This is a genomic window from Aliinostoc maniaoense, assembly GCF_058172895.1.
The window spans coordinates 174,897-197,211 of the sequence record NZ_CP187952.1; the positions used below are offsets into that span (position 1 = coordinate 174,897).

At 41.0% G+C, this 22,315-nt stretch carries 5 protein-coding genes and 2 pseudogenes; 4 read left to right on the forward strand and 3 right to left on the reverse strand.

What is annotated here, in order from left to right; all coding sequences use genetic code 11:
• The first annotated feature begins 8 nt into the window (after positions 1-8).
• Positions 9-4,502, forward strand: coding sequence for a leucine-rich repeat domain-containing protein (locus tag ACPZ3T_RS00745; RefSeq protein WP_490273086.1), 4,494 nt, complete (start codon positions 9-11; stop codon positions 4,500-4,502).
• A gap of 147 nt (positions 4,503-4,649) precedes the next feature.
• Here the strand turns inward: ACPZ3T_RS00745 and ACPZ3T_RS00750 are convergent.
• Both ACPZ3T_RS00750 and ACPZ3T_RS00755 read right to left on the reverse strand, forming a co-directional pair.
• Positions 4,650-5,763, reverse strand: a pseudogene (locus ACPZ3T_RS00750) (IS4 family transposase); the annotation flags it as partial.
• Between the two features lie 865 nt (positions 5,764-6,628).
• Positions 6,629-9,652: a zinc-dependent metalloprotease gene (locus ACPZ3T_RS00755; RefSeq protein WP_490273087.1), complete on the reverse strand. Its 3,024-nt coding sequence runs from the start codon at positions 9,650-9,652 to the stop codon at positions 6,629-6,631.
• 578 nt (positions 9,653-10,230) lie between these two features.
• Here ACPZ3T_RS00755 and ACPZ3T_RS00760 point away from each other — a divergent pair.
• The 3 genes and pseudogenes from ACPZ3T_RS00760 to ACPZ3T_RS00770 all read left to right on the forward strand — a co-directional run bounded on the left by ACPZ3T_RS00760 (position 10,231) and on the right by ACPZ3T_RS00770 (position 15,325).
• The gene (locus ACPZ3T_RS00760; protein ID WP_490273088.1) at positions 10,231-11,946 is read left to right on the forward strand and encodes a pentapeptide repeat-containing protein; all 1,716 of its coding nucleotides are present in this window, start codon (positions 10,231-10,233) and stop codon (positions 11,944-11,946) included.
• A 443-nt stretch (positions 11,947-12,389) separates the two neighbouring features.
• A complete protein-coding gene (locus ACPZ3T_RS00765) occupies positions 12,390-13,589 on the forward strand; it encodes an argininosuccinate synthase (protein WP_490273089.1) in 1,200 nt (399 codons plus the stop codon).
• 406 nt (positions 13,590-13,995) lie between these two features.
• A pseudogene (locus ACPZ3T_RS00770) lies at positions 13,996-15,325 on the forward strand (IS4 family transposase).
• A 308-nt stretch (positions 15,326-15,633) separates the two neighbouring features.
• Here the strand turns inward: ACPZ3T_RS00770 and ACPZ3T_RS00775 are convergent.
• Positions 15,634-22,248, reverse strand: a complete 6,615-nt coding sequence (locus ACPZ3T_RS00775; protein WP_490273090.1) for a hybrid sensor histidine kinase/response regulator — start codon at positions 22,246-22,248, stop codon at positions 15,634-15,636.
• Between the last annotated feature and the right edge of the window lie 67 nt (positions 22,249-22,315).

Below are 22,315 nucleotides of genomic sequence, written 5' to 3' on the forward strand. Positions count from 1 at the left end.
CGATGTAAATGACTAACGAAGAACTGCTGGAAATTATTGAAGAAGCCGCCGAAGAAAACGTTACAGAATTAAACCTTTCTAACAAAGGGTTAACAAAACTGCCACCAGAAATTGGTGAACTCACTAACCTGCGATCGCTCAACCTCCGGGATAATAACCTAAGCAGTCTGCCACCGGAATTTGGTCAACTCACCAATCTGCGATCGCTTCACCTCAGCAGTAATCAACTGAGAATTTTACCAAGAGAAATAGTCAAACTCACCAATTTGCGATCGCTTAACCTCGGTAGTAATCAACTGAGAATTCTGCCACCGGAAATTGGTCAACTCACTAATCTGCGCTTGCTTCACCTCGGTAGTAATCAACTGAGCAGTCTGCCAAGGAAAATAGTCCAACTTACCAACCTGCGATCGCTTCACCTCGGTAGTAATCAACTGAGCAGTCTGCCAAGAGAAATAGTTCAACTCCCCAACCTGCTCTGGCTCAACCTTTACAACAATAATCTGAGCAGTCTGCCAAAAGAAATAGTCCAACTCAGCAACCTGCGATCGCTCGACCTCAGCAGTAATCAACTCAGCAGTCTGTCAAAAGAAATAGTTCAACTTACAAACCTGCGATCGCTCGACCTCAGCAGTAATCAACTCAGCAGTCTGTCAAAAGAAATAGTTCAACTTACAAACCTGCGATCACTCGACCTCAGCATTAATCAACTCAGCAGTCTGCCACCGGAATTAGAACAAATGGTCAACCTGCGCTCGCTTAACCTCGGTAGTAATCAACTGAGCAGTTTGCCAAGAGAAATAGTTCAACTCCCCAACCTGCGCTCGCTCGGCCTCAGCAGTTATCAACTGAGCAGTTTGCCATCGGAATTAGAACAACTGGTCAACCTGCGATCGCTCGACCTCAGCAGTAATCAACTGAGCAGTCTGCCAAGAGAAATATTCCAACTCACCAACCTGCAATCGCTTCACCTCGGTAGTAATCAACTGAGCAGTCTGCCAAGAGAAATAGCCCAACTCACCAACCTGTGCTTGCTTAACCTCAGCAATAATCAACTGAGCAGTCTGCCACCGGAAATTGGACAACTCACACACCTGCACTCGCTTTCCCTCAGCAGTAATCAACTGAGCAGTCTGCTACCGGAAATTGGACAACTCACACACCTGCACTCGCTTTCCCTCAGCAGTAATCAACTGAGCAGTCTGCCACCGGAAATAGTCCAACTTACCAACCTGCGCTCGCTTTCCCTCAGCAGTAATCAACTGAACAGTCTGCCACCGGAAATAGTCCAACTTACCAACCTGCGCTCGCTTTCCCTCAGCAGTAATCAACTGAACAGTCTGCCACCGGAAATAGTCCAACTTACCAACCTGCGCTCGCTCGACCTCAACAGTAATCAACTCGGCAGTCTGCCATCAGAATTTGTCAAACTCACCAACCTGCAAACGCTCAATCTCGGCAGTAATAAACTCGGCAGTCTGCCATCAGCATTTGTCAAACTCACCAACCTGCGCTCGCTCAACCTCGGCAGTAATAAACTGAGCACTCTGCCATCAGAATTTGTCAAACTCACCAACCTGCAAACGCTCAATCTCGGCAGTAATAAAATTGGAGCGAGCAGTCTGCCATCAAACTTTGGACAACTCACCAATCTGCGCTCGCTCGACTTCAGCAACAATCACCTGAGCAGTCTGCCACCGGAATTGAAACAACTGGTCAACCTGCACTCGCTCGACCTCAGCAACACTAAACTGAGCAGTCTGCCACCGGAATTGAAACAACTGGTCAACCTGCGTTCGTTCGACCTCAGCAACAATAAACTGAGCAGTCTGCCATCAGAATTTGGGCAACTCACCAACCTGCACTCGCTCGACTTCAGCAACAATAACCTGAGCAGTCTGCCACCGGAATTGAAACAACTGGTCAACCTGCACTCGCTCGACTTCAGCAACAATAACCTGAGCAGTCTGCCACCGGAATTGAAACAACTGGTCAACCTGCACTCGCTCGACCTCAGCAACAATAACCTGAGCAGTCTGCCACCGGAATTGAAACAACTGGTCAACCTGCAAACGCTTAACCTCAGCAACAATAACCTGAGCAGTCTGCCACCGGAATTGAAACAACTGGTCAACCTGCAAACGCTTAACCTCAGCAGTAATCAACTGAGCAGTCTGTCACCGGAATTTGGACAACTGGTCAACCTGCAAACGCTTAACCTCAGCAGTAATCAACTGAGCAGTCTGCCACCGGAATTTGGACAACTCAAAAATCTTGAAACCCTTGACCTTGAAAATAATAACTTAGCCAATTTACCTTCAGCACTACAAAAGCTAACCAAACTCAAAAAGCTAAATTTACTCGGTGAAGGCAATGCTCAGTTGCAAATTCCGCCGGAAATTTTAGGGGATTCAAGGGATAAATTAGGTGAACCAGCCAAAATTCTGAGCTTTTATTTCCCTCTGCAAGCCGGACAAGAAAAACCCCTCAACGAAGCTAAATTATTGCTGGTAGGACAAGGTAGCGTCGGCAAAACTTCCTTAGTTAAACGACTAATTGATGACCTTTACGACCCCCACGAAAACAAAACAGAAGGTATCAATATTCAACCCTGGCAAGTTACGATTAAGGATCAACCTATCCGGCTCAACGTCTGGGATTTTGGCGGACAGGAAATCATGCACGCCACCCATCAATTTTTTCTCACCAAACGCAGCCTTTATTTATTAGTCTTAAATGCGCGTATAGATGAACGACAAAACGAACTAGAATACTGGCTGAAAATTATTCAAAGCTTTGGTGCTGATTCCCCAATTATTATTGTTGGTAACCAAATAGATCAACATCCCCTCGATATCGACCAAAAGGGACTGCGCGAAAAATACACCAACATCAAAGATATTGTCCCTATTTCCTGTAAAACTGGTGAAGGTGTGAGTCAATTAAAGTCCATTATTACCCGCGAAATAGCAAGTTTAGATCATATTCACGACCCATTACCCGAAAGTTGGTTTCGAGTCAAAACTCGCTTAGAAGAAAAGAAAGAAGAGGAAAATATTGACTACATCTCCTACAAAGAATATGAAGATTTATGTAAAGAGGAGCAAATTACAGAATATCAAACACAATCTACACTCCTAGAATTCTTGCACTGCTTCGGCACTGTTCTCAACTTCCGTGATGATAATCGTTCAGAAGGTACAAAAGTCCTCAACCCCACATGGGTAACAAATGGTGTCTACAAAATTCTCAACGATAATCAGCTAATCACCCAATGGCGGGGAATTTTAAACCACCAGCAACTTAACCGCATTCTCAGAGATCCTTGCTATCCCAGTGATAAGCAATTATTCATCGTAGAGATGATGCAAAAGTTTGAACTCTGTTTTCCTCTAGAGAATGGTTCAGGCGAAAATCACTTCCTCATCCCCGACTTGTTACCCAAAGAAGAACCCGCCACAGGTGAATGGGAAAATGTTTTAGCCTTTCAATATCATTACAAAATCCTTCCTAACAGTATTATTTCTCGCTTCATTGTCAGAATGCACCACCTAGCAGATAGACAAACTTGGTGGCGGAGCGGGATAGTGTTGAAACGTGAAAATAACCGCGCCTTAGTAAAATGCGACAGAGAAGACAAAAAGATATTCATCTCCATCAGTGGTCAAAACTCAACCAGACGGGAACTATTAACCAAAATTCGTGAACAATTTGAAGCAATTCACCAAACTATTAAAGGTTTAAAAGCAGAAGGAAAAGTTCCTATCCCCAATCAACCTGAAATTTTGGTGGACTATAACCATTTACTTACCTTAGAAAAATTAGGCGAAAAAACTTTTATTCCTCAAGGTTTGGCGGAAAGAGTGAGCATTCAAGAATTATTAAATGGTATTGAAACAATTACGATAAAACCTGAATTTATACCTCCACCTATACCAGAAAAATATGAAAAACAAATCTTCATATCTTATGCTTGGGGTGGAGACAGTGAAACCTATGTGAATCGCTTAGACGGAGTTTTACAAGGCAAAGGTATCACCATCATTCGAGATAAACGAGACTTAGGTTACAAAGGTCTAATCAAAGCTTTCATGGCAAAGATTGGACGCGGTAAATGTGTAATTGCCGTGATTAGTGATAAATATTTAAAATCACCAAACTGTATGTTTGAACTGGTGCAAATTGCTAAAAATGGTGAATTTTATAACCGAATTTTCCCAATTGTGTTAGCAGATGCCCAAATTTATGAGCCTATTGAAAGAATTAAATATGTTAAACATTGGGAAGAAAAAACAGCAAAATTAGATGTAGCAATGAAAGATGTTTCATCTGCTAATTTACAAGGATTTCGTGAAGAAATAGATTTATACACCGAAATTCGCAAGACAATTGCCGAACTTACCAATCTGCTCAAAGATATGAACACCCTCACCCCCGACATTCACAGCGATTCTGAATTTGAGGAATTATTGCAGGCAATTAGCAAGCGTTTAGATGAGTGACTAACACCCAAAGACAAGGGACGGGCAAGATGCCCATCCCACAAGAGAATTTGGGATATTTGTTAGTTGGTAGGCCTTATACCAATTTAATGTGAAGTTGCACATATCTAGATCCCCCTAAATCCCCCTTAAAAAGCAAACACTTATAGAAATCGCTTGCAAACATTGCTGTTCCTCCTGAGAAAAAGCCAAGGTTGCAGGTATTTCAGGTTGCTCCCTACCCACGAGCATTTGTAAAATACGCACAGCTACAGATAAAGCTAAGATAGTTAAGCGTTGAATCGATTGAATCGACTCTAATTGAGTTGATTCAATATCTAAACCAACAGTTTTGAGAGTAGCAAAAAGCTGTTCAATTTTCCAACGCCATTTGTACCATTCAATGACTTGTAATGCTTGTTCTAAACAAACTACGCTTCGGGGTAGTGAGTAATCGCCAATGAATTGGTTTTTGGCCTTTTGGTGGATTAACTTCTATAGCTTCAACTGCATAAAGTTGTACACTATCAGGATAATCTTGTGCAGATAATTGGCTTGGGCGTTGAATTTCTACTCGCGCACAACGTATCATCAGCAAAGCTTCTCTTGCTTTTCTCTCAATTCGTGAATCCGCTTGAACTACAACAGTATAAGTTCCCTCAGATGGCTGCTGATTCAAGTATGTATATAGTGATTCTGAAGTATTCTTTAATCGCCGATTTTGGCAGACTCTGACCAATAAATGATTCTGGCGGTCTGGGATTCTCACAAAGTCCTCAAATATATCGCTTTCCCTGTCTCCAATATGAGTTATCATTTTCACATTAGACAGAGTAAACGCATATTTTGTTTTCTCTGCCGACTCAATCCATTTATAGGATTCTTTCTCTTCTATCTCTAATTTTTGGTATTTTCTTTGCTTCTTATCAACGTGGTCTGGTTCTCTAGTCCATAATTTTACTTTACTTATTCCTAAAGGTAATCCATTTTCTGCATCTATTGCTAATGTTGGGTGAATATAAAACCCCACATCTTGATTATTTCCGACTACTCCTATTCCCTCTTTTTTCAATCTTAGAGAATGGGACTGGAGGTTAATTTCACTGGTATCGCTAATTGCTAGTAGATGTTTTCCGTCTACATTTACCGCGCAACTACTTCCTAACACACTAGACAACTCTTCTATTGCTACATTATCATTCTGTAAAAATCTGTAATATCCCACTTGTTCTGCTCTATTTTTACTTATTTTCCGAATATTTACTGTTTTATGTGTTGCCATTGCTGCGTACAATTTGGCCCCCTTTTTACTAGCCTGGGGTCGCCGAATGTTTTCCCCTGAGACTCTTGTGCATGAATTAAAATTGGGTTTTCCATCTGTTTTTTCTCCTCACTTTCCTTGTCTTACTAATAGACATCTTTTTATCTGTACAACTTAATTTAACTTGTCTGTCACACCTGAAACCCTTGCTGCGTAAGGTTTCTAGAAGTGAACTCTTTCCGATCACATCGCCCCGAAAGGGGATGGAAAGGCATAAAAAAACCTCGCGAGGATAATGTTTCTAACTTTCCGATCGCATCGCCCCGAAAGGGGATGGAAACTAACTGTTGTCGCCGCCTTTGAAGTAATTCTGGTTTCCTTTCCGATCAAATCGCCCCGAAAGGGGATGGAAACAGGTAAATTTTCTAACCCATCGTCATGGGTACGATTTAGTTTCCGATCGCATTACCCCGAAAGGGGATGAAAACGTGTAAATCCACTGGGCTACGGGGCTATATTCCCCTGAAGGGGATGGGAACTTAAGAATGTCGTCACCTAGTCTAAACGAGATAAAAAATGAGGGTGACGAAATCGAAGTGCGATCGCCTCCCCTCTGTTAAAATAACGTGAGTTCGACAAGTCTTTTCTGACCTCTCCCCCAACCCCTCTCCGACGCGGAGAGGGGAGTAAAAAGCAGATATATCAACGAAAAATCAAGGTTTTAAAGCCTCTACGCCACTTGCTACAAGTCGGGAAACCCGCCCAACGCAGTGGCTTCTCCTTGCAGGGGAGAGGTACTCTACGAGAAGCAAGCTATGGAGAGGGGTTTTTTCCAGTCGCCTGCCCTCTGTTAAAATATTTGGTGTACCCAGTTGATGATGGCTAGTTAATTGCTTTGCAATGGGGCATTCAAGGTTTTTTCAATGCGATCGCGGGTTTCTAGTAAATGAGCTTTGGTATAATCGTCATTAGTATTTACCTGGGATAATTTTTCATCTAATTGTTTAAGTTGATACCAAGCGAGGGAACGGGCATCTTCTGGGACGTATTCTCGACGTAGTACCATACCAATCAAAATGTCGAGATATTCCCTTTGTAAACCCCGGCGGAAACTGTTGATTTTTAGTGTTCCAGGTTTTGGTTGTAGTACCTCTGTCCAAATTCCTGTTTGCAAAGTGTTAAATAATTCTGGTAAAGTCAATGCTTGATCTGGTGGGCTTTTGATTTCGATATCTTTGAGCAGTGAGAGACGACTACCTGAGAGTAAGTCCCTTAATACTGCACTTTGCAATAGCAAGGTTAAATCATGGATAGGATAATCTAAACGCCCTACTTGGGGATAACTGCCCCAATGTCGCCATCGGGAAGGTGCTAATTTATTCAATAAATCTGGGGGAAAATTTAAGGCATCTTCAGCAAAGACATACTTTTGTAGAGTTTTTAAGGCTTGTCTTTGTTTTGCTACTGGTATTTGTGTAAATGGTAATCGCGTTTGATTTCCCTGGGTGGTAGATGATATTTCTCTGGCTTGCATTCGATAGAAAGATTGTCCACCAATGTATTTTGTGGTGTAAAAAATATTGTCAAAGTAGTTACTAAGTATTGTGTTGAAGCGATATCTGACATCGCTGTAGCTATCTCCTGCTAGGGGATAACGTTGGTTAAGACGTTGCCACATCAGTTGTAAATTATCGAGTTGCCACTGGGAATAAACAAGTACATTGCTGCTATAGTCCCAAGCATCGGCAGTAGGATCAAGCTGATATATGTCTTCATCGGTGGCATAACTCAACTCAGGTTTATATGATTGGCTGGCGATTTCTTGTAGAATTGGCTTTTCAGCAATGGGGGTTTTGGCTAAAGTTTGTGTATAGCCATACTGAATTGCCCACTTATCATAAACCCCGACTGTGCTGGGGAAAAAATCTCCCTGTTTTGTGCCTTGGGGGGCAATATTGGGGGGAATATAGTCCATGACTGAAGTTGTCAACCCTTTATTACGGGTGATTTCTGGATTATTCATTTCTTCTGGTGCTAGGAAAGTGCTACCCCGGAAGTTATGACGTAAACCAAGGGTGTGACCAACTTCATGGGCAATAATTAAACGTAAGTATTCATGGATATATTGTTGTACTTGTTCTTGGCTGGGTGGTTTATCTGCTAGGAGTGACATCGCCAAAGAGCCATAGGCGAATTGATTGGCTGCTTGTATACCATAGCAAAGATCGTATTTACTGGCTAATAGGGATAATCGACGTAAGAGATTATCTGGCTGAGTTTGATCACTTGCTTGGGAATTATTGTTGCACAAACGGCGATCGCGGATTAATTCTGATAAGGAGGTACGATTTGAGATTTGGTTAGGTTGTACCAACTTTTCATATTGTCCTCTGAGGAAGCGGACAAAACTGGCATCTACTAAAATATCTGCATCTAAAATTTCCCCAGTTAATGGGTTGACACGGGATGGCCCCATTGCAAAATAGCCATCTACGGTGTTAATCCAGCGAATGGTATTATAACGAATATCAGCCGCATCCCAGGAGGCATTATCAGGCATTTGCTGCACTTCGATGGCATCTTTAAATCCTGCTTCCAGAAAGGCTTGATTCCACATCAACACCCCTTCTTTGATGGCATCGCGGTATTTTAAGGGTACGGCATTATCAATCCAGAATACTATCGGTTTTTTGGGGCGAGATATGGGTGCTTCGGGATTTTGTTTTTCTAGATGCCAGCGATTAATGTAACGTACAAAGGTATCATCCCGATCATCTTTTGATAAATCTTGGTAGGCAGTAATAAAATAGCCTACACGCTCGTCAGCTAGTCGGGGACGATAATTATTGTTTGGTAGTTGTGAGAGACTGTAGTGAACTCGCAGGGTAAAAGCACGGTTGTCAGGTAAGGATGCTAAATTTAGCTGTTCGCTTTGTTTGGTAGCAGTACTTACAAAGTTCAATACTGACTCAATTTCTAAATTTTGAGGGAAGGCTTTGGCGTTCCCAAAATAGGATTGTTCTGTGTTGGGTGCTATGCCTAAACTAAAACCTAATCCGGCTAAGTCTGTTAGTAGTAAGTCACTCAAGTCAATTAATAAAGTTTGACGTTCGGGATGGATGCTTTTAATGTTTATCGAGTAAAGAATCGAATCACTAAAGGATCTGGCTAGCGATCGCGCTTGCGGATCTCCCTCCCGTGTGCGAAAATTCACGTTACGCACCACAAAATTTAATTTATTATCCATCCGTTGGAAATAAAACAAAAAATCTTGCAGTGGTATGCCACTATAAATCCCTCTTTCACCAATGCCAGATTCTAGTGTGGTGGTAGCTAAGTAGTTTTTATTGAGTTGTTCTGGTTTGATTTCTAGATAGATTTTATTTTTTTCTGGATGGCGATATAAGGTAAATAAACCATCTAGTTTTTCGGTGTCTTTGGTAACTTCGCTAAATTCTTCCAAATCATCTTTTTTCTTGGGCTTAGTTTCTGTATTAGGTTTAGTAGCTGGTTTATCTGTGGGTTTCCCAGCCTTTAAAATTGGTTGTTGCCCTGACTGTCTGACATCTTGCACTAGCCAATAAAAAGACTCGCTTTTTACCTGTTTTTGGTGATCAATTAGCCATACTTGCCCCGGTTTTTGTACCTGAGACTGAGGTGGTAAATTAAAAGTATGAGTTAGTAATTTTTTGGATATTAAGACATTACTAGAATTTGCATTTTTAATATTAGATGTTGGTAGAATTTTACCTAGGGTTTGATATTGATTGTTTTCGGTTGATATTTTGGTTGTTAAATTATTGTTTTGCTCATTTACCCACTTTTTATGTGGTGTTAATTTAGCATTGGCTGTTGTGATGCTAAACAAAAAAGTGTACAACAAAATCACATAAAAGCTCAATCTATTCATTTAATTGATTCCTAATAATATAATCATTTACTATAACGATTTGGATGGGCATTATAGCGATTTTTATTTAAACGCAGAGTGGCGCAAAGGAAAACGCGGAGGTACGCGGAGATAATTATTCATTTACCCTCACTAGAGATTGAAGATTTTTGTATTGTGAAGCTTTTAAGTATTTTTACTTATTAGTGATAGCTCTCACTACTAGATTAGCTGTTCAGAGAAAATTAGTTGATTATTTAATGATTATTTTTACTCTAGTTGTTTTGTTTTGCTGTAGTATTTTTCCTAACAATTGTTTTGGTAACAAAGAGTACGTATTATTTTGACATCATTGCGATAGATTACCGATTGTAAATATCATATTTTAGCCAAAATACTTGAAAATGACTAGATTTTTGGAAAAAATACCTAATTATTAGAATAAGGATTTAATTTCTGTCAAAGAAAATATTTGCTGATATCAGATGTGATTAATGGACGGGGAAAATTAGGTACTTGGCTTTATTTTATACTTGATTTTTTAGAAATGACAAAAAAAGCTTGATTTTCGCTAATAATTAGTATTAACGGATAATAATATGTCACAATTACCCCAAGTTTGGAAACTTTTACAAAATTATGTCAAAGGTACAAGGTCACAAGATAGACCCCTCAAAAATCATTTGGAGTCTAGAGCGTTTTTACCTTTGAGAAGAAAACTGCAAAAACCAGATATTTTAAAATTTCATCAAAATAATTTACAAAAAGATATTTTGTTGCAACAGTTACAAACAAATCTAGAAAGGTGGACAATAAAAGGAGAAGATGAGGAATTTCATGTTAGCGATCGCCAACTTTATGCGAAGATTTATGACTTATTAGGTCATGGTGCGTTGACATCAGAAATAGTAGCAAAACTGATGGATTTGCTAATTACAGAAAATAGCTGGCAACCAATACTATTACTTCAGCGTTTAGAAGGTTTTTATCAGCGTTGGTGTCGGGGAGAATTTATTGACGCGTTGCCAGATGATAACTTACCTCAGCGTAAACTAATGGAGATGGTAGCACAAAATCAGGCGATCGGACTCAGGCAAATAGATATATATACAGGATTGAATGTATTAATATTATTACTAGAATTATCTCGTTACGCTCAAGAGCAAGAAGCATTACGGGATCAAATTGATTTTTACCCCTCCAGTAAACCAGACACAGACAGCTTTTTTACCTCCCAAATGTTACGGGTGATCAACTACAGCGATTCTATTGAGATTGGTAACTTTAGCAACATTGTCGGAGAATTTCTTAAAGGTGCTAATTTTAGCGGTGCATATTTAGGAGATGCCAACCTTACAGGAGTTAATTTTAGCGGTGCTAATCTCGCAGGTGCATATTTAGGAGATGCTAACCTCACTGGTGTCAACTTTCAAAATGCCAACCTAGCAGGGGCAAACCTAGGTGATACTAACCTCAGTGGCGCAAACCTCACAGGTGCTAACCTGACTAATGCAGACCTCAGCAGTGCAAATCTTACAGGTGCAACCCTCACAGGTGCTAACCTGAATCGTGCAGACTTGAGCCGTGCTGACCTCAGTAGTTGCCATCTCCACCATGCAGAACTTTCTCATGTTAACCTGAGTGGTGCTAACCTCAGAGATGCAGAAATTGCCCACGCCAACTTAGCCAACGCGGTGCTTTTTGGTGCAAATCTCAGCGACGCTAACCTCAAAAATGTTAACCTCAACCATGCCGACCTTTGTCGTGCTGACTTGAGTGGTGCTGATTTATCTGGTGCTGTTCTCAATGGTACTAACCTCAGCGACACGATTTTATTCAGCACTAACTTGAGTGCAGCCAGCCTCATAGCCGCAGACCTTAGTTATGCCAAACTCAACGGTGCTAAACTGAACGATGCTAAACTTAACGGTGCAATGTTTTTAGGTGCAGACCTGAGTGGTGTTGACCTGAGTCGGGTAATTCTTAATGATGCTGATTTGAGTGGTGGTATTCTCAGCGAAGCAGATTTGAGTGGTGCAGACTTGAGCGATGCTGTACTATTGGGGACTGACCTGAGTTTTGCTAACCTCAACAGTGCTAATTTAAGTGGAAGTAATCTTAGTGGAGCGATGCTCAACGGTGCAGACTTAAGGGAAGCTAATTTTTCCTATACCATTCTTGATGATACAGATGTCACTGAAGCCAACTTAGAAGCCACACACTGGGGTGAAAAGCAGCAATGGGAAGGCGTGCGGGGTTTAGATACTGCCTTGAATGTCCCTATCATGTTAAAGAAACAGTTAGGTTTAGCTTAAATTACGAATTAAGTAGAACGACTTGAAAAAACCAAACTATGTAAAGTAATGTAAAAAAAAATGTTTAGTTCGTAGTGAGGAATTTAGTCCTTAAGAGAGGACTAAAGTCCTCACTACGAACCTACGTCTAATGTGAATTGAAATTTTGCGAATACCTAGATATTTGTAGGGGCGGGTTCACCAAGATCAAAACTTAATCATGAAAGATGTTTGTTAACCCGCCCCTACCAAGTTTGATACACCCTACCCATAGGCTATTGATTGGATAGGCGATTTTCCTAATTCACATCAGGCGTAATTAACATCTTTGAATTTTGACTTGATTTTACCCCTACACTCCCATCTTGCCGAAACTTTGTTTGTTGCATTAAGGAAATATACATGGTGCAGTTAGATATAATATTGACTCATTAATTATGGTGTTTTCCTAAGTGGAGAAACAAATGGGTCGCGCCAAAAAAGTTGTGCTGGCATATTCTGGTGGAGTCGATACCTCCGTTTGCATTCCCTACCTCAAGCATGAGTGGGGAGTAGAAGAGGTAATTACGTTAGCAGCAGATTTAGGTCAGGGTGATGAATTAGAACCAGTTCGAGAAAAGGCCCTGAAATCGGGTGCAAGTGAATCCTTAGTAGCGGATGTCAAAGATAGCTTTATTAAAGACTATGCTTTTCCGGCAATTCAAGCTAATGCCCTCTATGAAAATCGCTATCCCCTGGGGACTGCTCTGGCTCGTCCGTTAATTGCTAAGATACTAGTCGAAACTGCACAAAAATATGGTGCGGATGCGATCGCACATGGTTGTACTGGTAAAGGTAACGACCAAGTACGTTTTGATGTCTCCTGTGCAGCATTAAATCCTGAGTTGAAAATTCTCGCTCCGGCGCGGGAATGGGGTATGAGTCGTGAGGCAACCATCGCTTATGGTGAAAAATTCGGCATTCCTGCCCCTGTGAAAAAGTCTTCTCCTTATAGTATTGATAAGAATTTGCTTGGTCGTAGTATTGAAGCTGGTGTGTTGGAAGATCCCAAATTTGAGCCACCAGAAGAAATTTATGAAATGACAAAAGCGATCGCCAATACCCCTGATGAGCCAGAATATATAGAAATTGGCTTTACTCATGGTATTCCCACCACTCTCAATGGTGTAGCTAAAAACCCTGTAGAGTTGATTCAAGAACTGAATCAAGTAGTGGGAAATCATGGTGTCGGACGCATTGACATGATTGAAAACCGCTTAGTCGGGATTAAATCACGGGAAATATATGAATCCCCAGCGATGTTAGTGCTAATTAACGCCCACAGAGATTTAGAAAGCCTCACCTTAACCGCAGATGTTACCCACTACAAACGGGGAATTGAAGAAACCTATAGCCAAATGGTTTACAACGGTTTATGGTACAGTCCACTTAAAGCTGCTTTAGATGCCTTTATTCAAAAGACACAAGAACAAGTATCTGGAACTGTCCGCTTGAAACTGTTTAAAGGTAATGCCACCATAGTTGGACGTTGGAGTGATAATTCACTCTACACCCCTGACTTAGCCACCTACGGTGCTGATGATCAATTTGACCACAAAGCAGCCGAAGGTTTCATTTACGTTTGGGGGCTACCTACTCGCATTTGGGCGCAGCAAACTAGATAATTATCTGTTTGTTCTGACTTTTCACGGTATCGGGAAAACCCCTCTCCCAACCTCTCCCCTACCAATGTAGAGACGTTTCATGAAACGTCTCTACAAATTCCCCCTTCCCTACTAGGGAAGCTAGGGTGTACACACATCTTTGTGCTGAGTGCCAAATGTGGCTTGATCCCCCCTAACCCCCCTTAAAAAGGCTACGGTGTACACACAAGTGGTAGCTGCAAGGGTTTCAGGTGTGACAGACAAGTTAAATTAAGTTGTACAGATAAAAAGATGTCTATTAGTAAGACAAGGAAAGTGAGGAGAAAAAACAGATGGAAAACCCAATTTTAATTCATGCACAAGAGTCTCAGGGGAAAACATTCGGCGACCCCAGGCTAGTAAAAAGGGGGCCAAATTGTACGCAGCAATGGCAACACATAAAACAGTAAATATTCGGAAAATAAGTAAAAATAGAGCAGAACAAGTGGGATATTACAGATTTTTACAGAATGATAATGTAGCAATAGAAGAGTTGTCTAGTGTGTTAGGAAGTAGTTGCGCGGTAAATGTAGACGGAAAACATCTACTAGCAATTAGCGATACCAGTGAAATTAACCTCCAGTCCCATTCTCTAAGATTGAAAAAAGAGGGAATAGGAGTAGTCGGAAATAATCAAGATGTGGGGTTTTATATTCACCCAACATTAGCAATAGATGCAGAAAATGGATTACCTTTAGGAATAAGTAAAGTAAAATTATGGACTAGAGAACCAGACCACGTTGATAAGAAGCAAAGAAAATACCAAAAATTAGAGATAGAAGAGAAAGAATCCTATAAATGGATTGAGTCGGCAGAGAAAACAAAATATGCGTTTACTCTGTCTAATGTGAAAATGATAACTCATATTGGAGACAGGGAAAGCGATATATTTGAGGACTTTGTGAGAATCCCAGACCGCCAGAATCATTTATTGGTCAGAGTCTGCCAAAATCGGCGATTAAAGAATACTTCAGAATCACTATATACATACTTGAATCAGCAGCCATCTGAGGGAACTTATACTGTTGTAGTTCAAGCGGATTCACGAATTGAGAGAAAAGCAAGAGAAGCTTTGCTGATGATACGTTGTGCGCGAGTAGAAATTCAACGCCCAAGCCAATTATCTGCACAAGATTATCCTGATAGTGTACAACTTTATGCAGTTGAAGCTATAGAAGTTAATCCACCAAAAGGCCAAAAACCAATTCATTGGCGATTACTCACTACCCCGAAGCGTAGTTTGTTTAGAACAAGCATTACAAGTCATTGAATGGTACAAATGGCGTTGGAAAATTGAACAGCTTTTTGCTACTCTCAAAACTGTTGGTTTAGATATTGAATCAACTCAATTAGAGTCGATTCAATCGATTCAACGCTTAACTATCTTAGCTTTATCTGTAGCTGTGCGTATTTTACAAATGCTCGTGGGTAGGGAGCAACCTGAAATACCTGCAACCTTGGCTTTTTCTCAGGAGGAACAGCAATGTTTGCAAGCGATTTCTATAAGTGTTTGTGGACGCACATCTTTACAGCAAAATCCTTATCCAGTTTATTCCTTATCTTGGGCGACTTGGATTATTGCTCGACTTGGTGGTTGGTCTGGCTATCGTTCTCAAAAACCTCCCGGAATTTCTACTTTGATTTGTGGGCTACGTCAATTTGAATACTTCTTTCAGGGCTGGAAACTTGCTCTGTGTAAGGATGTGTGTACACCGTAGCCTTAAAAAAGGGGGAACAAGAATCAAATAGGACTTACGCATTGACAGAAAAACCAAAATAGCAGGTATAGTTTTCAAGGCTTATAGCTAGATTTTTCAATGATATTTTGGCGATCGCATTCAATCAAGGATGATTGATAAGAGCCTGAAACAACGTATTTACGTTGATTCACAAGATAGTTATTTTGTACAGTGCGTAAGTCCTATCAAAGTCCCCCTTTTTAAGGGGGATTTAGGGGGATCAGATGACTTGTTTGTACACCGTAGCCGCGTCGGAGAGGGGTTTGGGGAGAGGTCAAAAACGTTAATTAACCAACACTATTCACCAATTTCTCTCCTTTTAACATCCGCACGGCAGCCTCTAGTAAAGCTTCCTCTAAGTAGGGTTTAGTGAAGTAGCCACTAGCACCTAACTGAATCGCCATTTGTCTGTGTTTATCCGCACCCCGTGAGGTGAGCATAGCAATAGGTAGATGATTGAGATTCGAGTCTTTTTGAATCCGTGAGAGTAACTCCAGACCGTCACAACGGGGCATTTCAATATCACAGAAGACAATATCACAAGGCAAGCCAGAACGGAGTTTATCCCAAGCTTCCTGACCATCTCTCGCCTGTTCGACTCGATACCCAGCTTTAGTAAAGGTGAGAGATAACAATTCTCGAACTGTAATGGAGTCATCAACAATAAGTACAGTCGGGTCAATCTTCTCAGCCGGAGTTTCTGGCAGAACGGGAGGCGCAGTTTGTTGCCAAAGAGTGTTACCAATATTTTTGGCCATCCGTCCTTGGAAGATGTCAATTAATTCTAATACATCAGCAATAGGCATGATGCGTCCATCCCCTAAGACAGTCGCACCAGCTACGCCAATCGGTTTCGGTGCGGGACTTTCAAATTGCTTAATTACAATTTCCTGCTCACTCAACACTTGATCAATTTGGAGAGCTAGCAGAGTATTTCCCGATCGCACTACGACGACGGAAACCATATCATCATCTCTATTCCCACCGTAAACATTACCCCGACTCAGTTGACGATTAAAGGTTAATAGTTCTTTGAGGGGACGGAATGGTAGGATTGTATCCCGCCAGTAAATAAATGATTGTCCATCGGCATTTTTTTGGATATTTTTGCTAGGAATATCTAGGGTATCTTCCACACCATCCATTGGGAAGGCAATTCTGGCTTTATCGGAAACACAACACAGAGCCTTACAAATACTTAAGGTGAGGGGTAAACGAATTGTAAAAGTTGTGCCTTTACCAAGAGTAGAATCTGTGTTGACTATGCCACGAATTTCACTAATTTCAGAGCGTACCACATCCATCCCCACACCACGACCAGAAATTTCATCGGCTTCATCTTTGGTACTAAACCCAGCTTGGAATAATAAATCATAGATTTCTAAGCGGGACATAGTTTTTGCTTGTTCTGGTGTGATTATCTGCCGTTTCACAGCCAAGGCTTTAATCTTGTTGGTATCGATACCTGCACCGTCATCACCTACAGAAATTACCGTTTGATTACCTTGGTGGAAAGCACGGATAGTAATTATTCCCGCAGGTGATTTACCAGCTGCTTGTCTGATATCTGGGGTTTCAATCCCGTGGGCGATCGCATTGTTGAGCATATGCGTTAACGGGTCGGTGAGATGATCTAAAATCATCTTGTCAATTAAGGTATCACCACCTTCAATCATCAACTCAACTTGTTTACCACATTTAATAGCATTGTCCCGCACACCGCGCCGCAAGCGATCAATTGTTTGGGAAAAGGGAACCATGCGAGCGCGTGTTAATCCTTCTTGTAACTGAGTTGTTACCTGACGGAATTGTCGTGCGACTCGCTCCGTTTCTTCTGTAACAAAATCAATGTCACTAGCTGACTCACGCACTCTCACAATCAATTCAATCATTTCTTGAGACAGGGTATGGAAAGGAGTAAACCGATCCATTTCTAATTCGCTAAAACCCCGATCAGAATCAGAATCATGGCTATGGAAGGAAATTTCCCTAGTTTTACGACTAGCTAACAAAGACGCTTCCAATAGCGATCGCTCATACAATTCTTGCATCCTTGCTCCCACATCTGAGAGCTGTTGCACTTGCACCAGCAAGTTATCTAAAGACTGTCGCAATCTTTCATGATCCTGCTCTAAAGTATTGCGATTAACTACCAATTCACCCACCAAATTACTCATATCGTCCAGTTGCTTGACTGGAACTTTCATCGTTTCCTCAAACTTAGCCTGACGACGAGTAGAAGAACGTGTAAGTTTAGGTGTAGTCGGTTTTACTGGTGTTGACTGAGATATAGTTTGATCTGCTTCTGCTAGCAATTGTTCGAGATCGCTAAATTCATCTTTGACTACTGGAGATGAAACGGGATTGCTAGTGGCAACTGGGGTAACTTTTGGTGTAGGAGGTGAAATTACTGGATTTTGTGGCTCGTTGGGTGCAATGGTAACACTTTCTTCACCCAGCAACGCCTCTAGATCCGCAAACTCATCTTCTGGGATAGAACTAACATCATTACTTGGTGGTGATTCAACATCTAATAATGCTTCTAAATCAGCAAATTCATCTTCGATACTGATGTCTGTTTCTACTGGTAATGCAGCAGTATTTGTAGCTGAAATCTCTGATGTAATTTCATTCAGAATTAATTCAGAGTTAGGTTCTGGGTTTTCATTAGTTAATTCACTCTCACTAGCCACCAACTCGGCAAAATCTAAGGTGCTAGTTTCCTCAGCCACCGTCTCATCCAGTTCCAAGCTGAGATTGTCACTTACATCTGGAGTTGTCGCACTCTCACTAGTTGCCAACTCGGCAAAATCTAAGGTGCTAGTTTCCTCCGCTAGAGTCTCATCCAATTCCAAGCTGAGATTGTCACTCACATCTGGAGTTGTCGCACTCTCACTAGTCGCCAACTCGGCAAAATCTAAGGTGCTAGTTTCCTCCGCTACAGTCTCATCCAGTTCCAAGCTGAGATTGTCACTCACATCTGGAGTTGTACCACTCTCACTAGTTGCCAACTCGCCAAAATCTAAGGTGCTAGTTTCCTCCGCTACAGTCTCATCCAGTTCCAAGCTGAGATTGTCACTCACATCTGGAGTTGTCGCACTCTCACTAGTCGCCAACTCGCCAAAATCTACACCCCTAAATTCCTCAGCTACAGTCTCATCCAGTTCCAAGCTGAGATTTTCACTCACATCTGGAGTTAATTCACTCTCACTAGTCGCCAACTCGCCAAAATCTACACCCCTAAATTCCTCGGCTACGGTTTCATCCAGTTCCAAGCTGAGATTTTCACTCACATCTGGAGTTAATTCACTCTCACTAGTTGCCAACTCGGCAAAATCTACACCCCTAAATTCCTCGGCTACGGTTTCATCCAGTTCCAAGCTGAGATTTTCACTCACATCTGGAGTTGTACCACTCTCACTAGTTGCCAACTCGGCAAAATCTAAGGTGCTAGTTTCCTCAGCCACCGTCTCATCCAGTTCCAAGTTGAGATTTTCACTCACATCTGGAGTTATTGCACTCTCACTAGTTGCCAACTCGGCAAAATCTAAGGTGCTAGTTTCCTCAGCTACAGTCTCATCCAATTCCAAGCTGAGATTTTCACTCACATATGGAGTTATTGCACTCTCACTAGTCGCCAACTCCCCAAAATCTAAGCCGTTAAATTCCTCCGCTAGAGTCTCATCCAATTCCAAGCTGAGATTTTCGCTCACATCTGGAGTTGTACCACTCTCACTAATCGCCAACTCCTCAAAATCTAAGCCGTTAAATTCCTCCGCTACCGTCTCATCAAGTTCCAAGCTGAGATTTTCGCTAAAGTCTTGAATTGTTGTTTGTGTCAGTTCACTCTCACTAGCTGCCAACTCGCCAAAATCTAAGCCGTTAAATTCCTCTGCTACAGTCTCATCCAATTCCAAGCTGAGATTTTCGCTCACATCTGGAGTTGTACCACTCTCACTAGTCGCCAACTCCTCAAAATTTACACCCCTAAATTCCTCCGCTACAGTCTCATCCAGTTCCAAGCTGAGATTTTCGCTAAAGTCTTGAATTGTTGTTTGTGTCAATTCACTATCACTAGTCTGCAACTCCCCAAAATCTAAGCCGCTAAATTCCTCTGCTACAGTCTCATCAAGTTCCAAGCTGAGATTTTCGCTAAAATCTTGAATTGTTGTCTGTGTCAATTCACTCTCACTAGTCGCCAGTAGATATTCACCAAAATCTAAATTGCTAGTTTCCTCAGATTCTGTAGCTACAAGCTCATCATTAATTATTTGAGTATCATTAACAGCGATATCTTCAATGACAACATCTGTTAATTTACTAATAGGAATAGCCCATTCTTCTAGGTTAGTTGTTGGTAGTTCATTTTGTATTGCCAGTAAATTCTCATCTAAACTAGATTCACTAATTTCATCAAAGTTTGGAATCTCGAGATCATTTTCTAATTCAATAGAAACATTATTAATAACTTCTAGTTCTGATTGCGCCTCTGTATTTAAATTAATTGTAGAATCAAACAAATCATTATCAATGTTATCTGTATTTTCTCCTGATAATTCAACTTCAAATTCTGCAAATGTTAACTGAGAATCTTCTATAGAAGATATTTCTGGTAACTGATTGTTGGTAAATTCTGGTGTAAAGTCTAAAGTTTCTGGAGCTTGTGAAAATTCTGGAATTTGTGGAGGAGAAATTTGGCGATCGCCAATATTAGGAGTGGCAAGAGAGTTAGTGTTTTCTACTTCTGCAAACAAATTATCATCAGTATCTGATTCTAATATTAAAGCTAAATCTTCATCTGACTGGAGAAAAGTCTGATGTAAATCTTCCTGCAAACTTTCTAATCCAGAGATAGCATAATCCTGAGAGTTGCGGAAAATTTCACCTGATTCTGCCGCCGCTAATAAACTATCCTCTAATTCTTTGCCTATCTCACTTTTAACTACAGAGGGTAATAGTTGTTCTGCTTCTAATGGAATTTCTTGCTGCCATAAATTACCCAAATCTTCGTCACTAGCAGCAAATTCCAACACTGTTATAGGCTGCTCATCAAAGACACCGTTATTTTCTGTATCCTCTGTAGATAATTGAGTATTTTCATCTACATCTGCAAATAGATTATCTAGAATTAAGTCTTCTGTTTGTGTGTCTGGATTGCTGACAGGATGATTAATTAAACTCTCATCTAATGTGGTTGCATTCAAATCTTTTTCTATAAATAAATCATCAAAACTATTTGAGGGTTTATTGTGATCTTCAAAGTTAGAAATTGGTTGATTTATCGCTGAACTTGTCTCCCCTGTAATACTCAAAAACTCTTCTAATATGTCTGGATATTCTTGGATTTCAGTACTATCTAAATTTTCCGAGATTTCCTCAGAACTGTTAACATTTTTAATTGCTTTTTCCGGGATAAAATCACCAAAGAATAGACCTAACTTTTCTCTTTCATCTGCACTACTGGGAGATTCATAAGCATCACTATCAAGAGAGAGAAAATCATCTAAATCGCTATCAAATTCTTGAATAATAGTTTCTTTTATTTCTACTTCTGATTCATTAGCATTGCCATTTTCTATAATTTCCTCATGCTGCCAATTTTCATCTAATTCTGGTGTTTCACCTTCAAATAAATCAGCCAGGCTATTCAATTCAGCTAATCCTACTTCTGGGCCGTGGGTGTCGATTTTTGCAGCATGAACAAATGAACGCTCTTCACCTGTGGAGAAAAGATTAGTGTTAATGTCGCTCTCAGTAGCTGTACTGGCAAAAGTCAGTTCAGTATCTCCTTCAATCTCAAGTTGTTCGGAGACTTCAGTCAGACTAGTGACACTATCTGTAGGCAATTCTGGGGTTTTTACAGACAATACTTCCTGAATATTGTCTGGAGATTCACTAGCTGTTGGTGTAGGTAACGATTGTGTCACCGTAGATGGTACATCACCTAGTAACTCTTGAGCCACTTCTCCCAATGCAGTTTCGGGAAAACCCCAAAGCGATTCTAGTTGATCGCTAATGCTGATCTCAAGTTCTCTACCTTGCAGTACTAACTCTTGCGCTTTTTTAATTTCAGTGATGATAATTTTAGCTAAGGTGAGATAGCTATTTTCAGGATTACCAATAGCTCTGGCTGCGGCTTTAGACAAATTACACCAATTAGGCAAATTGCAGGTTTGACCGAGTTTCACTAACTCGTTGCAGCATTCCTGAAGATTCTGACGAGATTCGGGTGTTGCTGGTTGCTTAAATAGTTGCAACATTTCCCGCAGTGTTTGTAATACCTGGGTTTGAAATTCACCCCAATGATCATTGGTTGTGGATGCAACTGGTGTCGGTGGGGCTTGAGGTGTAGGGGTATTTACTGTATTATCTGGGGGAGTGGGTACATCCTGCCGGAAAAAGATTTCGGTGAGTGTGCTGACAGTATCTATTGAGGTTGGTTGAATAAAAGTAGATGTTTCTACTGTACCAGCACCACCTTGTTGCACTAATAGTTCTAGATGCTGATTCAGCCATTCAAATACAGGCTCTGTCTCTGACATCAAGGTATTAGCAGTTTCTTCTGATAAACCAAAGGGGCCACTTAACTGTTCTAAAAGTGCCTTGAGAGTATCAGACACACCCAGAAATAAGGATTCTAGTTTTTGATCAACCTGAATTGGATTTTCTTTAAGAACTTTGAAACAATCTTCCAGACGATGGGAGGTATGCTGAATGCTAGTCAGTCCCAGCATTGCTGCACCGCCTTTAATGGAGTGAGCCGCCCGGAAAACTTCGTTAATTAATTCCGGGTCGTTCAAGGTACTTTGAAGATTGAGTAACCCTTGCTCAATAGTATTGAGGTGGTCTCTAGCTTCTTCAATAAAGTAACCTAATATCCTCTGTTGTTGTTCCGGCAGCATAGTTTTTTAGTCAATAGTCAATAGTCATCAGTTATCAGTCATCAGTCATCAGTCATCAGTCAATAGC